The organism is Vibrio sp. 2134-1 (genome assembly GCF_033339495.1).
The window spans coordinates 1-15,908 of record NZ_JAWOUS010000023.1 but is presented as its reverse complement, the minus strand read 5'-3'; the positions used below and the strand labels follow the sequence as shown (position 1 = coordinate 15,908).

General features: G+C 44.3%; 17 protein-coding genes. 13 read left to right on the top strand and 4 right to left on the bottom strand.

The annotated features are described in order from the left end of the window. Positions 1 to 2: 2 nt before the first annotated feature. Genes priB through rplI form a run of 3 tightly spaced genes read left to right on the top strand, consistent with a single transcriptional unit; the run spans position 3 to position 1,035 of the window. A complete protein-coding gene (gene priB, locus R7R78_RS20345; RefSeq protein WP_005381298.1) occupies positions 3 to 305 on the top strand; it encodes a primosomal replication protein N in 303 nt (100 codons plus the stop codon). Between the two features lie 16 nt (positions 306 to 321). Then, the gene (gene rpsR, locus R7R78_RS20340; RefSeq protein ID WP_000090472.1) at positions 322 to 549 is read left to right on the top strand and encodes a 30S ribosomal protein S18; all 228 of its coding nucleotides are present in this window, start codon (positions 322 to 324) and stop codon (positions 547 to 549) included. A gap of 33 nt (positions 550 to 582) precedes the next feature. After that, a complete protein-coding gene (gene rplI, locus R7R78_RS20335; RefSeq protein ID WP_005381278.1) occupies positions 583 to 1,035 on the top strand; it encodes a 50S ribosomal protein L9 in 453 nt (150 codons plus the stop codon). Between the two features lie 77 nt (positions 1,036 to 1,112). Here rplI and R7R78_RS20330 read toward each other — a convergent pair whose 3' ends face one another. Further along, a complete protein-coding gene (locus R7R78_RS20330; RefSeq protein WP_005381276.1) occupies positions 1,113 to 1,877 on the bottom strand; it encodes a DUF481 domain-containing protein in 765 nt (254 codons plus the stop codon). 221 nt (positions 1,878 to 2,098) lie between these two features. Between R7R78_RS20330 and R7R78_RS20325 the strand changes: the two genes are divergently transcribed. Together R7R78_RS20325 and alr are read left to right on the top strand one after the other, a co-directional pair. Further along, complete coding sequence (locus R7R78_RS20325) at positions 2,099 to 3,499, top strand: replicative DNA helicase (protein ID WP_005382759.1); 1,401 nt, start codon at positions 2,099 to 2,101, stop codon at positions 3,497 to 3,499. Positions 3,500 to 3,512: 13 nt separating this feature from the next. Then, a complete protein-coding gene (gene alr / locus R7R78_RS20320; protein ID WP_225474185.1) occupies positions 3,513 to 4,589 on the top strand; it encodes an alanine racemase in 1,077 nt (358 codons plus the stop codon). A 38-nt stretch (positions 4,590 to 4,627) separates the two neighbouring features. Here the strand turns inward: alr and R7R78_RS20315 are convergent, their stop codons facing one another. Next, the gene (locus R7R78_RS20315; protein WP_005381271.1) at positions 4,628 to 5,047 is read right to left on the bottom strand and encodes a secondary thiamine-phosphate synthase enzyme YjbQ; all 420 of its coding nucleotides are present in this window, start codon (positions 5,045 to 5,047) and stop codon (positions 4,628 to 4,630) included. 306 nt (positions 5,048 to 5,353) lie between these two features. Here R7R78_RS20315 and pgi point away from each other — a divergent pair, with 306 nt between their 5' ends. Further along, entirely contained in the window at positions 5,354 to 7,006 is a 1,653-nt protein-coding gene (gene pgi, locus R7R78_RS20310) for a glucose-6-phosphate isomerase (protein ID WP_005381270.1), read from the top strand. Between the two features lie 99 nt (positions 7,007 to 7,105). Here the strand turns inward: pgi and R7R78_RS20305 are convergent, their stop codons facing one another. After that, positions 7,106 to 7,567, bottom strand: a complete 462-nt coding sequence (locus tag R7R78_RS20305) for a chemotaxis protein CheX (RefSeq protein ID WP_005381269.1) — start codon at positions 7,565 to 7,567, stop codon at positions 7,106 to 7,108. Positions 7,568 to 7,576: 9 nt separating this feature from the next. Further along, entirely contained in the window at positions 7,577 to 8,041 is a 465-nt protein-coding gene (zur, locus tag R7R78_RS20300; RefSeq protein ID WP_005381268.1) for a zinc uptake transcriptional repressor Zur, read from the bottom strand. 321 nt (positions 8,042 to 8,362) lie between these two features. Here zur and dusA point away from each other — a divergent pair, with 321 nt between their 5' ends. The 7 genes from dusA to R7R78_RS20265 all read left to right on the top strand — a co-directional run bounded on the left by dusA (position 8,363) and on the right by R7R78_RS20265 (position 15,366). Further along, positions 8,363 to 9,343, top strand: coding sequence for a tRNA dihydrouridine(20/20a) synthase DusA (dusA, locus tag R7R78_RS20295; protein WP_225474179.1), 981 nt, complete (start codon positions 8,363 to 8,365; stop codon positions 9,341 to 9,343). A 164-nt stretch (positions 9,344 to 9,507) separates the two neighbouring features. Then, positions 9,508 to 9,723: an envelope stress response protein PspG gene (pspG, locus tag R7R78_RS20290; RefSeq protein ID WP_005381266.1), complete on the top strand. Its 216-nt coding sequence runs from the start codon at positions 9,508 to 9,510 to the stop codon at positions 9,721 to 9,723. A 98-nt stretch (positions 9,724 to 9,821) separates the two neighbouring features. Continuing rightward, entirely contained in the window at positions 9,822 to 10,481 is a 660-nt protein-coding gene (locus R7R78_RS20285) for a TIGR04219 family outer membrane beta-barrel protein (protein WP_213874986.1), read from the top strand. Between the two features lie 157 nt (positions 10,482 to 10,638). Then, the gene (locus tag R7R78_RS20280; protein ID WP_005381264.1) at positions 10,639 to 10,869 is read left to right on the top strand and encodes a hypothetical protein; all 231 of its coding nucleotides are present in this window, start codon (positions 10,639 to 10,641) and stop codon (positions 10,867 to 10,869) included. 117 nt (positions 10,870 to 10,986) lie between these two features. Beyond that, positions 10,987 to 12,858, top strand: coding sequence for an assimilatory sulfite reductase (NADPH) flavoprotein subunit (locus R7R78_RS20275; RefSeq protein ID WP_005381262.1), 1,872 nt, complete (start codon positions 10,987 to 10,989; stop codon positions 12,856 to 12,858). Then, positions 12,858 to 14,594 carry an assimilatory sulfite reductase (NADPH) hemoprotein subunit gene (gene cysI / locus R7R78_RS20270; RefSeq protein WP_225474178.1) on the top strand — a complete coding sequence of 579 codons (1,737 nt, stop codon included), beginning with the start codon at positions 12,858 to 12,860 and terminating at the stop codon, positions 14,592 to 14,594. The genes R7R78_RS20275 and cysI overlap by 1 nt, the downstream gene beginning before the upstream one ends. Continuing rightward, positions 14,587 to 15,366: a phosphoadenylyl-sulfate reductase gene (locus R7R78_RS20265; protein WP_005382748.1), complete on the top strand. Its 780-nt coding sequence runs from the start codon at positions 14,587 to 14,589 to the stop codon at positions 15,364 to 15,366. Before cysI ends, R7R78_RS20265 begins: the two co-directional genes overlap by 8 nt. Positions 15,367 to 15,908: the final 542 nt, after the last annotated feature.

Here is a 15,908-nt window from a genome sequence, read left to right as displayed (position 1 = left end):
TTATGGCCAATCGAATGGAGCTGAGCGGCACCATTGCCAAACCGCCCATTCGTAGTAAAAGCCCTGGTGGTATTGAACACTGTCGGTTTTGGCTGGAGCATCGCTCTACTATTATCGAAGCTGACTTACCTCGACAAGTTTATTGTCGTATGCCGGTAGTCGTCAGCGGGCTTGGGTCACAAGCACTAACTCAGAATTTAGTTCAAGGCAGTAACATTAAGGTAAGTGGTTTTGTCACTTATCAAACCGGCCGAAATGGCGTGGGAAAATTAGTGTTACACGCCGACAACATTACTCAAATTTAAGATCAGGAGATAGCCCATGGCTCGTTTCTTCCGTCGTCGTAAATTCTGCCGTTTCACTGCAGAAGGCGTACAAGAGATTGATTACAAAGACGTAGCAACTCTTAAAAACTACATCACTGAAGCTGGTAAAATCGTACCTAGCCGTATCACTGGTACAAGCGCTAAGTACCAGCGTCAACTAGCACGTGCTATCAAGCGTTCACGCTACCTAGCTCTACTACCGTACACTGACAAGCATCAGTAATCGGTTCATTTTATTAAGAAAGAGGATTAAGCAATGCAAGTTATTCTACTTGATAAAATTGGTAACCTAGGTGGTCTTGGCGATACTGCAAACGTTAAATCTGGCTACGCTCGTAACTTCCTTATCCCACAAGGTAAAGCAGTTATGGCAACTAAAGCTAACGTTGAAATGTTTGAAGCTCGTCGTGCTGAACTAGAAGCTAAAGTTGCTGAGCAACTAGCTGCTGCAGAAGCTCGCGCAGAGAAAGTTAACGCTCTAGAAGCTGTAGTTATCGCTTCTAAAGCTGGTGACGAAGGCAAACTATTCGGTTCTATCGGTACTCGTGACATCGCTGACGCTATCACAGCTGCAGGCGTTGAAGTTGCTAAGAGCGAAGTTCGCCTTCCTGAAGGTGCTCTACGTACAACTGGTGAGTTCGAGATCAGCGTTCAACTTCACTCTGAAGTTTTCGCAACTGTGAACCTACAAGTTGTTGCTGCTGAGTAATTCAGTATCAAGACGAAATACTAAAAAGCACCTCCTCGGAGGTGCTTTTTTTATTTCTAAAACTGAGAGAAAAAGGGTTAAAAAGCGAAAAGTAAATTAACGGAAAATACGCTGTCCGCTTTGCTTAAGCCTTCAGGAACTTTATCGTGATACTGACGAGAGTGCGCCAGTTTCAGTGCAATATCTTCAGTAATATCATTGGTTACACTGAGTTCACTATCAGTACGTGTGTTACTTCTACCTGTTACCAACGTAATATCAGCTGCGAAACTTAAATTATCCAACGCATGCCAAGTTGTGTTGATATTTCCTCGAAAAATGCCTTCTCTAACGATATCGGGAAAGACAATATCGTCATCATCTATTTCGTCTAAGTTTGGCTCTTGATAGCGAAAACCAGGGCCTACTTCTACCTCTAAAATGAAGTTCTCAGTGTAGGAGAACTGGTAACCCAAACCACCTGACAACGTATAGTCTTTAAAATAAGCACTGTAGCGAGAATCCACCCCTTTAAAGCTGCCATACAAATATGTCTTAGGGCCTAACTTGTAGTCACTCTGTAGGGAGTAGGTGGATGAGCGTTTGTCTTCTTCACCGTCTTTGTACAAGTTGTAGTACTTCCATTCACCATTAGAACGGTGTCGACCTGACGTATATTCAGCACTCAAACGAGCATTCAGGGAACGAGAGTCCGTGTTACCTGTATGAGCTTGATAGCCGAACTCCACCTCGGTTTTTAGTGGGTCGGGTACATCAATATTTTGCTCTGGCTGTACTGATTCGTCAGCATACGATGCACTAGCGCACAGTAGGCTAAAGCTAAGTAACCAGTATCGGGACACATCAACCTCGAACGTAATCAAAAAGGAGGGGCATGATACTGATACAGATATTTGGTTGGGTCAATGGTAGGTTAATTTTTATTAGAGCTAGACGGAAGAACCAGGCTATTACCCGGGTGGTTCACATGATGATTTCTTAACAAGTAATTGTCGCTTCGGGGAAGCATCTCAGTTAGGTTAAGGTTATAATCGTGGGTCAATAGTAGTTATCGAGCAAAGTCATGGCGGAAAACAGAAATCGCAAACCTTCAGACAGTCAGGTCGACGCAATCAAAGTGCCACCTCACTCACTAGAAGCCGAGCAATCAGTAATTGGTGGTCTTTTACTGGATAATGAACGTTGGGACACCGTTGCCGAACGTGTTGTGAGCAGTGATTTCTATAGTCGTCCACACCGCCTGATTTTTGAAGGTGTAAAAACCATTCTTGAAGCGGGTAAACCTCTCGATCTTATTACTTTATCGGAATATCTAGAGCGTCACGAGTTGTTAGAAGATGTAGGCGGTTTTGCTTACCTCGCTGACTTGGCGAAGAATACGCCAAGTGCAGCTAACATCAATGCGTATGCTGATATTGTCGCTGAGCGCGCGATTGTTCGTGGCCTTATTGGTGTCGCGAATGAAATTGCGGACGCGGGCTATGACCCTCAAGGTCGCAGTTCTGAAGATTTAATAGACATGGCGGAGAGTAAAGTTTTTGCTATCGCCGAGTCTCGAACTAGTGAAAACGAAGGACCACAAAACGTCGACAACATCCTTGAAAAGACGTTAGAACGTATCGAGTTGTTGTATAAAACGCCACAAGATGGTGTTACCGGGGTCGATACCGGTTTCACAGACCTCAATAAGAAAACCGCAGGTTTGCAAGGCTCTGATTTGGTGATTGTCGCAGCGCGTCCATCGATGGGTAAAACGACCTTTGCGATGAACTTGTGTGAAAATGCGGCCATGCAACAAGAAAAGCCCGTACTTATTTTCTCGTTAGAGATGCCAGCTGAACAGTTGATGATGCGTATGTTGGCCTCTTTGTCTCGTGTTGACCAAACCAAGATCCGTACGGGTCAGCTAGATGACGAAGATTGGGCGCGTATTTCTTCTACTATGGGTATCCTGATGCAGAAGAAGAATATGTACATTGATGATAGCTCTGGTCTAACTCCGACCGAAGTGCGTTCGCGCGCTCGCCGTATCGCTCGTGAACATGGCGGTCTATCGATGATCATGGTCGACTACCTTCAGTTGATGCGCGTGCCTTCGTTAACCGATAACCGTACTCTTGAGATTGCTGAGATCTCTCGCTCTCTTAAGGCGCTGGCAAAAGAGCTAAATGTGCCTGTTGTGGCACTGTCGCAGCTAAACCGTTCCCTAGAGCAACGTGCGGATAAACGACCAGTAAACTCGGACTTGCGTGAATCCGGTTCCATCGAGCAGGATGCCGACTTGATCATGTTCATCTACCGTGATGAGGTTTATCACCCAGATAGTCCGTACAAAGGTACGGCCGAAATCATTATTGGTAAACAGCGTAACGGTCCTATCGGCTCTGTTCGCCTCACTTTCCAAGGTCAACATTCGCGTTTCGACAACTACGCGGGTCCTGCATTCGATATTGATGATGAGTAATTCCATGAGCTATATGAAAGCGGCCAAGGCGTGCATTGATTTGTCTGCGTTGCAGCACAACTTACAGCGCGTAAAAGCTCAAGCGCCACAAAGTAAAGTGATGGCTGTCGTCAAGGCCAATGGTTATGGTCACGGATTACGTCATGTCGCAAAACATGCTAACCATACGGATGCGTTTGGCGTGGCTCGCATTGAAGAAGCATTGCAACTGCGCGCTTGTGGAGTAGTAAAGCCGATTCTATTGCTAGAAGGTTTTTACTCTCCTGGTGATTTACCTGTTCTTGTGACGAACAACATCCAAACCGTGGTGCACTGTGAAGAGCAGCTTATCGCCTTGGAGGAAGCAGACCTTGAAACTCCGGTTGTCGTGTGGCTGAAGATTGACAGTGGCATGCACCGCCTTGGGGTTCGTCCTGAACAATATGACGACTTTGTAACGCGGCTGAAGGAGTGTCCAAATGTAGCGAAACCGTTGCGTTACATGAGCCACTTTGGCTGTGCAGATGAGCTGGATAGCGATATTACCCCACAACAGATTGAGCTGTTTAAATCGTTGACTTCTGGTTGCCAAGGGGAACGTTCACTGGCGGCATCTGCGGGGTTATTGGCATGGCCTCAAAGCCATTTAGATTGGGTTCGTCCGGGTATTATCATGTATGGTGTGTCGCCATTCGATGACAAAACGGCGCAAGATCTTGGGTATCAGCCTGTCATGACACTTAAATCCCACCTTATTGCGGTACGTGAAGTGAAGAAGGGCGAAAGTGTTGGCTATGGTGGTATTTGGACCAGTGAGCGAGATACAAAAGTTGGGGTCATCGCTGTAGGGTATGGCGACGGTTACCCAAGAAGTGCTCCAAACGGTACGCCGGTGTGGGTTAATGGCCGTAAAGTACCTATTGCAGGTCGAGTTTCCATGGATATGCTGACGGTCGATTTGGGACCAGACGCAACGGATAAAGTCAGCGACGAAGCGATTCTTTGGGGGAAAGAGCTCCCAGTAGAAGAAGTGGCGGGTCACATTGGTACGATTGCGTATGAACTCGTGACTAAGCTAACGCCTCGCGTCGAGATGGAATACTCCAAATAAACAACGAAAGGCTAACCCAAGGTTAGCCTTTGTTTTATCTACTCACCGTTAATCGTAGCAATAACGCGGCGGCCGCCACCAAAGTCTCGATGCTCACCCAAGTAAATACCTTGCCATGTTCCTAAAGCTAATCGACCATTTTGGATTGGTACCGTCACACTACTGCCAAGCAGTGATGCTTTAATATGTGCCGGCATGTCGTCGTCACCTTCATAGGTGTGCTGATAATAAGGAGCACGCTCTGGCACAAACTTATTGAAGTGCGCTTCCATGTCCATACGCACGGTTGGATCAGCATTCTCATTTAAGGTCAAACTGGCGGAGGTGTGCTGAATAAATAAGTGTAATAAACCTACTGAAAGTTCGTTTATTTGTGGTAATTGTTGTTCAATTTCATCAGTTATCAGGTGAAAACCGCGGCTTCTCGCTTTTAATTGCAGTGTTTTTTGTGCCCACATACGTGTTCCTTTGGAAATTTATAAATTGGCGTCTATCCTATTCCAATTAGAGCCTGTCATTAGTAAATGATATGATTCTTGTCATCGTAAATGAATTGTTCAATTTCAGGGCAGGGAACGTGACCTAACTCAATGTGAGTGTAAAAGCTCTCGGTCATAATTGGCGCCTGAAAAAAAATTACAAAGACTTGTTTTGTGGCAATTTGCCCAAACATCTAATTTATATTCTATTTGCTAAATCGGGGATTCCACAGTTTTCGCTAGACTGTAAGGAATGGAACCTACTGTAACATCGGGATAAAGACCATGTTGAAAAATATCAATCCAACGCAAACACAAGCTTGGAAAGCGCTAACGGCGCATTTCGAATCTGCACAAGATATGGATCTTAAAGAGCTGTTTGCTCAAGACGCAGCGCGTTTCGACAAATACTCTGCACGTTTCGGCTCAGACATCCTAGTCGATTACTCAAAGAACCTCATCAATGAGGAAACTCTGAAGCACCTGTTTGCTCTTGCGAAAGAGACCGAGCTGAAATCTGCAATTGAAGCGATGTTCAGTGGTGAAGCGATCAACCAAACAGAAGGTCGCGCTGTTCTTCACACTGCACTACGTAACCGCGCTAATACTCCAGTTATGGTAGATGGCGAAGACGTAATGCCAGCAGTGAACGCGGTTCTAGAAAAAATGAAATCATTCACTGAGCGCGTTATCGGCGGTGAATGGAAAGGTTACACAGGCAAAGCAATTACTGATATTGTGAACATCGGTATCGGCGGTTCTGACCTTGGCCCTTACATGGTGACGGAAGCTCTAGCGCCATACAAAAATCATCTAAACCTTCACTTCGTATCTAACGTTGATGGTACACACATCGTTGAAACGTTGAAGAAAGTTAACCCAGAAACGACGTTATTCTTGATCGCGTCTAAGACGTTTACAACGCAAGAAACCATGACTAACGCGCACACTGCTCGTGATTGGTTCCTAGAATCTGCGGGTGATCAGGCTCATGTGGCTAAACACTTTGCTGCGCTTTCAACAAACGCGACAGCCGTGTCTGAATTTGGTATCGATACAGCGAACATGTTTGAATTCTGGGACTGGGTTGGTGGCCGTTACTCACTATGGTCTGCGATCGGTCTATCAATTGCACTAGCAGTAGGTTTCGACAACTTTGTTGAGTTGCTTGATGGTGCTCACGAGATGGACAAGCACTTCGTATCAACAGATCTAGAAAGCAATATTCCAGTGATTCTTGCTTTGATTGGTATTTGGTACAACAACTTCCACGGTGCGGAGTCAGAAGCTATCCTACCTTACGATCAATACATGCACCGTTTTGCAGCATATTTCCAGCAAGGCAACATGGAATCAAACGGTAAATACGTTGACCGTGACGGCAATGCTGTAACTTACCAAACTGGCCCAATCATTTGGGGTGAACCAGGTACCAACGGTCAGCACGCGTTCTACCAGCTAATTCACCAAGGTACTAAGCTTATCCCATGTGACTTCATTGCACCTGCAATTAGCCACAACCCAGCTAGCGATCATCACCAAAAACTGATGTCTAACTTCTTCGCGCAAACTGAAGCTCTAGCGTTTGGTAAAAATGAAGAAACCGTGAAAGAAGAGTTGGTGAAAGTAGGTAAGAATGCTGAAGAAGTGGCAGCGATTGCGCCATTCAAAGTGTTTGAAGGTAACCGTCCAACAAACTCTATTCTAGTGAAACAAATCACGCCTCGTACGCTAGGTAACTTGATCGCAATGTACGAACACAAAATTTTCGTACAAGGTGTTATCTGGAATATCTTCAGCTTTGACCAGTGGGGCGTGGAGCTAGGTAAACAACTGGCTAACCAAATCCTACCTGAGCTTGCAGACGAGTCTCAAATCAGCTCGCATGACAGCTCAACAAACGGTCTAATCAACGCATTTAAAGCGTTCAAAGCTTAATGTTTGAATAGATAAAGAAAAGGTCAGCAAATGCTGACCTTTTTATTGCCTGAGGCAAAAACAAAATAGGTTGGCCAGTGCCAACCTATTTTTTCTCTTTTATTCGAAGCAAATTTCGATAAAGGCATTTCCCCATTGGGAAGAGAAAGGCATGATAATAATTGAGCCTTCACACTTGTGGCGAATCGTATGACCTCGGCCCGAAACCACAACCGGTGTTGCCATATCAAAGTCAAAACCACTTTCCGCCAGAATGCGTTTCGCACCACCAGTAACCATGTTGGTGATCTCACCCACCATATCGGTCACTTCTTCATTGAGCCCATTTGGACGTTCACCAAGCATGTTCTGCATGATTTCTAGGGCGAGTGCTTCATCAAAGGTGATCGACATTGAACCACGAGTTTGTGGGCCTACCATACCAATCAGACCAGAAACGTCACCTCGTGCGATCTCATCTTTTTTGATTCGCGGTTTTTGTGGCTTCAGCTCAAGAGAAGCCATAGTTTTTAGCACGTTCATTAAAGAAGCTAAAAACGGGTTTACAAATTCAGCGCGCATAACGTTCTTCTATACTTTTTCTTTCGTCTCGGAGGAACAGGCCTGGCATTCACCATGAGTTTCAATAACTTGGTTGGTCAGTTTGAATCCATGCTTCTCGGCGTTTTCGGCTAACAAGGATATCAGCGTCTCATCTTCGAGTTCAACGACATCACCACATTTATCGCAAATTAGTAATTGGAAAAAGTGCTGCTGAGTATTGAAAGAACAACAAGTAATAAAGCTATTTGTCGATTCCACTCGGTGGATGAAGCCTTGCTCTAGGAGAAAATCTAATGCTCGATAAACAGTGGGCGGCTTAGCCTGAGGCTCACTCTCTTTTAGTTGCTCCAATAGCTCATACGCACTTGAGGCGCGGCGATTAGAACAAATGAGTTCAAATACGCGTCGGCGTTGCGGAGTCAGTCGTACTCCACGCTCTGCGCAGATACTTTCAATTTGTTCAATGATTGTTGGGTTCAAACCTTTCACCATAACTATCGGACGTGCTCTATGATAAATCATTTCTATACGAAGTTCGTTTAGAAATGCTTCATTTTACCCACTATCAGAACGAAAATCATGAATTAAAGCAAGTCGGTGGTGGTGTGAAGGCGGAATAATCATCACAGAATGAATCAACGAATGACAGATTCGTATTACTTCTGCGTATTCCTAAGCACTTGGCTAGCCAGCCAACCAAATCATTCTCGCTGAAACTAGCACCCAGAGGTGCTTGGGTATACAATACCCGACTTATTTTTTGAGCGTACTGCTGCGCTCGACCTTGGCAACATAAAAACGGGTGTTTATATTATGACTCATTCTTGCAGGCTCTCCGTAGCACCAATGTTGGATTGGACTGATCGTCATTGTCGCTACTTCCATCGCTTAATGACCAAAGAGACCCTGCTGTACACTGAAATGGTGACGACAGGTGCGATCATTCATGGAAAAGGAGATTTCCTGGCTTATAACGAAGAAGAGCATCCGTTAGCCCTTCAACTTGGTGGTTCAAACCCAGCAGATTCGGCTACGTGTGCCAAGCTAGCGCAAGAGCGTGGCTACGATGAGATTAACCTAAATGTGGGATGTCCATCTGACCGCGTACAAAACGGTCGATTTGGTGCTTGCTTAATGGCTGAACCGCAGTTAGTTGCGGATTGTGTCGCAGCAATGAAAGACGTGGTCGATATCCCTGTAACAGTCAAGACTCGCATTGGTATTGATGATCAAGACTCTTACGAATTCCTAACGGATTTCGTTTCTATTGTTTCAGAAAAGGGTGGCTGTGAGCAGTTCACTATCCACGCACGTAAAGCATGGTTAAGTGGTCTAAGCCCAAAAGAAAACCGTGAGATCCCACCATTGGATTACCCACGCGCTTACCAATTGAAGCAAGACTTCTCACACCTAACGATTGCGATTAACGGTGGCGTGAAATCATTAGAAGAAGCAAAAGCACATCTTCAGCATCTTGACGGTGTGATGATTGGTCGTGAAGCATACCAAAGCCCATATTTACTGGCATCGGTAGACCAAGAGTTGTTTGGCTCTAATGCTCCAGTGAAGAAACGCAGCGAAATTGTTGAAGAGATGTATCCATACATTGAAGCGCAATTAGCGAAAGGTGCGTACCTTGGTCATATTACCCGCCACATGTTAGGTTTGTTCCAAAGCATGCCCGGTGCTCGTCAATGGCGTCGTCATATCAGTGAAAATGCGCACAAACCAGGTTCTGGTCTAGAAGTATTGCAAGACGCGCTAGCTAAGATTCCAAAAGAATTGAATGTGTAAAATTCGCCAGTGAATGGCTAAAATTACCAACTAAAGAATGATAAAGCCAGAGTGCAGAAATGCCTCTGGCTTTGTTTTTTTATTAAAAATCATAGTCTTAAATTCATTTCTGTAAGTTGGTATGGAAACTGCTCTGTTTATTGAAAACAAATGGAGAAGTGATTATGTTGGAGCTAATCTTTATTTTAGTCTTTGCGGCGACCTTGTTGGTTACGGGTATCACAATGATGACCGTATTCGCAGCAACTGGTATTGCGTTAGTTGTGATGTTTTTACTGGGAATGGTTGGAGCGGTACTCAAACTATTACCATGGTTAATCGTGATTGCATTGGGTATTTGGTTCTTCAAGAATTACGTTGCTCAGCCCCGCTATAAATAATGAGTAACATCATTTAGTTGATGGAGAGGCGTGAGAATATGGTATATTTCCTCTCACGTCCTCTACGTGAATATCAGCTATCTCGGAGTAAATACTACATGACAAATAAAGCGAACATCGCTTTAACGGCATTATCGTTGGCAGTATCTTTTCCTGTTTTTGCAGAGTACTCTGTATCGACAAAAGTCGGTGCAGAGGTATGGGCTGCCGACACTAAAGTTAATGAAGTGAGACGAGATAGCAGTACCGCAGGCACTTTTTACGCGGCGATTGAACATGATGTAAAATACGTCCCTAATGCGCGCCTTCGTTACTCAAGTGTTGATGGGGATTACATGGGGTTCGATAAGCTCGATTTAACCTTGTATTACCACGTTCTAGAGCATGATTTATTGCACTTTGATGCGGGTCTCACGTTCAGTAATTTAAGTGACACTAAATACATTGATGCTGGCTCAAGCAGGCGTGTAGAAGAATTTGATGAGCTGATTTGGGCTTGGTATGGTTACGCAGAAATTCAAGTTCCGGATACAAACTTTGATGTGATTGGTGAGATAAACTTTGGTGACAACAAAGGTATCAAAAGCACCGATTTCATGGCAGGTGTTCAATACAATGTACCGCTCGAAAAAGCTCGACTGGCTTTTCGTGGAGGTTACCGTGTGATTGATTTAGAGTCCGATAAATTCATGTCGGATCTAGGGAAAGAGTTTATTTTTGCTAACGGCTTCTTTGTGAGTGCGGAATACGCGTTCTAAACTCAGCCATACTAGATATTCGATTTACTTAAAACGTCGCTTTATAAGCGGCGTTTTTTTATATCACTTCATTATATCCAATCGAAATTTCTCCCTATTTGGCTGACTTAGACCATGCTTACCTAGGAGCAATGTGAAAGTTAAAGCAGGGATAGCGATGACAATAAATGAACTAAGACATCTATTCCGTGAAAATCAGCTTATCGAAGCGATTATTGAGCCTGCAATCCAAGAGGGTGGTTGGGTTGTAGAGTTCAGACATGCGCGCGGTGGTTTTGTTTTTCTAACGGACAGTCACGGCGAAGAATGTCTTTATGAAGATTTGGATACTGCGTCAAAATCGGCAATGGCAGTAGGCTTTCAACAAGTCCGCATTGAAGATCGATGAGCAAAAAGTAAGCCGTTCTTACTTCCAAAAAGTTATAAAACATTCACTTCTATTCTTTCTTGTTATTAAGGAGAGTGGGTACTCTATCGTCACGCAATGAATAGGGATGTCGTGATAATGTCTTTTCAAAAGAATGAGTATTCTCACAAGAATGTGTCTGAAGATAATAATGGGCAAGGAGGAAATCCTCCAATCGCAAGCCCTCTGAATGACCAACAAATTAGCTCACTCCAACAAACTGTCTCTGAGTTGTCTTCACAGCAACTTGCTTGGGTCAGTGGGTATTTTTGGGGATTAGCTCAAAATCAACCAAACACAGCGGTAACGCCAATTGCACAAGCAACGGCAGCCGTATCAGCGAAGCCAGCAGGTAAGTTGAGTATTATTTTTGCTTCCCAAACGGGCAATGCTAAAGGTGTTGCTGAAGCTCTGGAACAGGAAGCAAAAGCAGAAGGAATTGCAGTCGAACTTTTTGATGCAAGCGATTACAAAGGTAAAAACTTAGCCAAAGAAACGCATGTCATTATTGTGGCATCGACTAACGGCGAAGGCGAAGCGCCAGACAATGCCATTGAGCTACATGAGTTTTTGCAATCGAAGAAGGCTCCTAAGCTGCCAAACCTGCAATATGGTGTTATTGCATTGGGAGATTCTAGCTACGAGTTCTTCTGTCAGACCGGTAAAGACTTCGACACTTACCTATCAAAGCTAGGCGCGACTCCATTTATCGAGCGTCTTGATTGCGATGTGGATTATGAAGCCCCCGCAACTGAATGGCGTAAGAATGCGTTAGACAAGGTAAAAGATACACTTTCTTCTGGCTCTGAAGCGGATGTGGTTCAACTTCCTGTGGGTCAAGCTGCGACTGCGCACTCTCCTTACAATAAACAAAATCCGTACACTGCGACGTTACTGACCAGTCAAAAAATCACGGGCCGTGACTCTGGAAAAGACGTTCGTCATATAGAAATCGACTTAGAAGGCTCGGGCTTAACGTATCAGCCTGGTGATGCACTAGGTGTGTGGTTTGAAAATAGCTCGGAACTTGCAAATGCCATTCTTGGTAAGGTCGGTTTGTCTGGGGTTGAGACTGTTGACGTTGATGGTGAAAGCTTGTCAATCCACAGTGCTCTTGTGAGTAAATATGAAATCACAACATCTAACCCACAGCTCATCACAAAGTTTGCCGAGTTATCCGGTAGCAAGAAACTACAAAAGTTAGTTGAAGATAAAGATAAGCTTCGCGAGTACTCTGCAAATACTCAAATCGTTGATGTACTGGCAGAAAAGAAAACCAAGTTAACCGCAGATGAATTGATTGGTTTGCTTCGTCGTCTTACTCCACGCCTTTACTCTATTGCATCAAGCCAAGAAGAGGTCGATGAAGAAGTACACCTAACGGTTGCTTTGGTTGAGTACGAACAAAACGACGAAAAACGATATGGTGGAGCGTCTAGTTTCTTAGCACAGCGTCTCGAAGAGGGAGATGAAGTTAAAGTATTTGTTGAGCATAACAACAACTTTAAACTGCCGGAAGATGATAGCACTCCAATTATCATGGTTGGTCCTGGCACAGGGATCGCACCATTCCGAAGCTTTATTCAGGAACGTGAAAACCGTGATGCTGAAGGCAAAAACTGGTTGTTCTTTGGTGATCGCACGTTCACTCAAGACTTCTTATACCAAGTGGAATGGCAAAAGTATCTCAAGTCAGGAGTACTAAGCCGATTGGATGTTGCCTTTAGTCGTGACCAAGTAGAAAAGGTTTACGTACAACATCGCATCTTAGAAAACGCAGCTCAAGTGTGGCAGTGGATCCAAGAAGGCGCTTATATCTATGTCTGCGGTGATGCAACGCGTATGGCAAAAGATGTGCACGACGCATTGGTTATCGTTGCTGAACAAGAAGGCAAGATGCCGCGTGACGATGCAGAACAATTTATTAATGACCTACGTAAAGCGAAACGTTATCAGAGGGATGTGTACTAATGACTTTTTCTACGGACAATAATAAGCAGGTTGTATTAGGTGAAGAGTTAGGGCCGCTATCTGATAACGAGCGCCTGAAGCGAGAAAGCAACTTATTACGTGGCACCATTGAGCAAGATTTACAGGACCGTATTACTGGTGGCTTTACTGCCGACAACTTCCAGTTAATTCGTTTCCACGGTATGTATCAACAAGACGATCGTGATATCCGTAATGAACGCACAAAGCAAAAACTGGAACCATTACATAATGTGATGCTTCGTGCTCGTATGCCTGGAGGCATCATCACGCCAACGCAATGGTTAGCGATCGACAAGTTCGCAACGGAGCACTCTTTATATGGAAGTATTCGTCTGACGACTCGCCAAACGTTCCAGTTTCATGGGGTATTAAAACCGAATATTAAGTTGATGCATCAAACGCTCAACAGTATTGGCATTGATTCGATTGCAACCGCGGGTGATGTAAACCGTAACGTGTTGTGTACCACTAATCCAGTGGAGTCAGAGTTACACCAAGAAGCTTACGAATGGGCGAAGAGAATCAGTGAACACCTGCTTCCGAAAACACGCGCTTATGCAGAGATTTGGCTAGACGGTGAAAAAGTAGAAAGCACGGAAGAAGACGAACCGATTCTAGGCAAGAACTACTTACCACGTAAGTTTAAAACCACAGTGGTTATCCCACCGCAAAATGACGTAGATGTACACGCTAACGATCTCAACTTCGTAGCGATTGCAGATAACGGCAAGCTGGTTGGTTTTAACGTCCTGGTCGGCGGCGGCTTAGCGATGACGCATGGCGATACATCAACTTATCCGCGCCGCGCTGACGACTTTGGCTTTATTCCGCTGGACAAGACACTTGATGTTGCCGCAGCTGTAGTAACAACTCAGCGCGACTGGGGTAACCGTTCAAACCGTAAGAACGCAAAAACCAAATACACATTGGATCGTGTAGGTAGCGATGTCTTTAAAGCGGAAGTCGAGAAACGTGCTGGTGTTAAGTTTGAGCAAAGCCGTCCATATGAATTCACAGAACGTGGTGACCGTATTGGCTGGGTAGAGGGAATTGATGGTAAATATCATTTAGCGCTTTTCATCGAAAACGGTCGCTTATTAGACTTTCCAGGTAAACCACTTAAGACGGGTGTTGCTGAAATTGCCAAAATCCACAAAGGAGATTTCCGCATGACAGCAAACCAAAACCTAATTGTTGCGAGTGTACCTAAAAACGAAAAAGCGAAGATTGAAAAGATCGCTCGTGAACATGGCTTAATGGACGACGGCGTAAGTGAACAGCGTAAGAACTCAATGGCTTGTGTTGCTTTTCCAACTTGTCCGCTAGCGATGGCAGAAGCTGAGCGTTTCCTTCCTCAGTTTGTTACTGATGTGGAGGGGATTCTGGAGAAGCACAACCTACCAGAAAATGACAACATCATTTTGCGTGTAACTGGGTGTCCAAATGGTTGTGGTCGCGCAATGTTGGCTGAAATTGGTCTAGTTGGCAAAGCGCCGGGTCGTTACAACTTGCACCTAGGTGGTAACCGTGCCGGTACTCGAGTACCAAAAATGTATAAAGAGAACATCACGGATAAGCAAATCTTAGAAGAGATTGATCTGCTGGTGGCTAGATGGTCGAAAGAGCGTGAAGAAGGCGAAGCCTTTGGCGATTTCACTATTCGTGCTGGCATTATCCAAGAAGTGCTCGTATCAAAGAGGGACTTTCATGCTTGATTCTGTAGCATCCAAGCTTGAGCTCACAGAGTTACTGACATTAACAAAGACGGAGCAAATCCTCCGTCTTGCTCAAATTAATGTCGAGCTCGAAAAGCTTTCAGCACAAGAGAGAGTTGCGTGGGCTTTAGATAATCTAGAAGGCGAGTTCGCGGTTTCTTCTAGTTTTGGTATTCAAGCCGCGGTTATGCTTCATTTAGTTACTCGCGCCAAAGCGGACATCCCCGTCATTCTAACCGATACTGGTTACCTGTTTGCTGAGACGTACCGATTTATCGATGAGCTGACAGATGCTCTCAACCTAAATTTAAAAGTTTATCGAGCCAAAGAAAGTGCGAATTGGCAAGAAGCTCGATATGGAAAATTATGGGAGCAGGGTGTAGAGGGAATTGAAAAATACAACAAGCTCAATAAAGTTGAGCCGATGCGTCGAGCGTTAAAAGAGCTTAATGTTGGAACGTGGTTCTCTGGATTGCGTCGAGAGCAAAGTAAATCTCGTGCAGGTTTACCGATTCTATCAATTCAGAACGGTGTGTTTAAATTTCTACCAGTAATTGATTGGACTAATAAAGACGTTCATTACTACTTAGAACAACACGGCCTTAAATATCACCCATTGTGGGATGAAGGTTACCTTTCAGTTGGTGATACACATACCACTCGTAAATGGGAGCCGGGAATGTCAGAGGAAGAAACTCGATTCTTTGGCTTAAAGCGAGAATGTGGCCTACACGAAGATGATGGCTCTGAACAAGATGGGTCTGGCATATAGCCATAATGCTCTTTAAATAGAGTTTAGGTTAAGTTTAATAAAGATAGCTGCAATAAAGCAGCTTTCTTTATTTATGGTACTTGAAAAAACACGCCTCAAAGAACAACTCTGTGGATAAGTTGTGTGAGAGTTTGGGGTAAAGTTGAATAAATAAAGGTTTGATCGAAAACTCATCGTTTAACCATTATTTTTGCAATTTTTGAAAAATAACACTTGCCAATGTGAGCGCGATCTCTATAATGCCTCCTCGTCGACAGGGCAAGGCCTCACAAGGGGTTAAGCAAAGTTGATAAGGCTGAAAAGAAAAACGAAATAATTTGAAGAAAGTGTTTGACACAATAAATTATCTCGCTAGAATGGCCGCCTCTTCCGAAGTGATGTCAATCACAAAGAAGAGTTGCTCTTTAACAATATAGACCTATCAATCTGTGTGGGCACTCGTTGATGATAATCCAATTCGATACCTCGGTATCAAATTAGGTTTCAATGAAACGAAGTGACCATTGAATCTTCGGATTCAGCACAGTCAATTCAAACATTAC